Source organism: Photorhabdus sp. P32 (assembly GCF_038085095.1).
Taxonomy (GTDB): Bacteria; Pseudomonadota; Gammaproteobacteria; order Enterobacterales; family Enterobacteriaceae; genus Photorhabdus; species Photorhabdus luminescens.
The window spans coordinates 1-843 of record NZ_JAZGJN010000070.1; the positions used below are offsets into that span (position 1 = coordinate 1).

General features: G+C 39.5%; 1 protein-coding gene. It reads right to left on the reverse strand.

What is annotated here, in order from left to right:
• On the reverse strand, positions 1 to 761 hold a 761-nt coding region (locus V2H77_RS00260; RefSeq protein WP_341497206.1), incomplete at its 3' end, for an IS30 family transposase.
• Positions 762 to 843: the final 82 nt, after the last annotated feature.

Consider the following 843-nt stretch of genomic DNA (forward strand, 5'->3'; position numbering starts at 1 on the left):
GGATGGGCAAAATAAATTTCAGTTTCTAATTTTTTACTTATGGTTTCATGATCTGCGAACTCCAAACCGTTATCGAAGGTGATGGTTTTAACTCTTTGTTTTAACGGATATAATACTTTCACCGCCGCTTTCGTCACTTCTGATGCCCGCTTGCTATCCAGTTTAACAATAATTGTATACAGCGTTTTACGGTCAACCAGGGTTAATAAGGCACTTTTTTTATCTTTCCCCATTATCGTATCACCTTCCCAGTCGCCGATACGCTCTTTTTTATCAACGATTTCCGGGCGCTTATCAATACTGACCCGATTTTTAATTTTGCCTCTTTTTTCATAGCAACCATAGCGTTTACGATAAGGTTTTTTGGCAATTCGTAGATGTTGCCATAAATCACCCCCTTCTATTTTATCTTGATAAATCAGCCTGTAAATCGTCTCATGATGCAAAAATATCCCTTTATGTTGCTTCAAATAATCAGCCACCTGTTCAGGACTTAAATCTTTCCAAATTAACCGTTTTATCCATTTTTTTACTTCCGGCGTTATTTTCACGGCTTTCTTAGCAAAATGACGACGAGCCAATCCCTTTAAATGAGCCTGTTCGGGGCAGTATGTCTGGACTTCTTGATTTCTCTTCAATTCTCTGCTGATGGTCGATGGGCTTCTCTTAAGTGACTCAGCAATGAAACGCTGTGAAAAACCCGCTTTTTTTAAACTGGAAATCTGGTATCTTTCTGTCTCGGTCAGTTGTGTATAGGCCATAGTGCATTTTCCTGTGGCGGGAAAGATGCCTACTATAGCAACTGACCGCCTTTCTGAAAAATTGCACTTATTAGTCGAATCC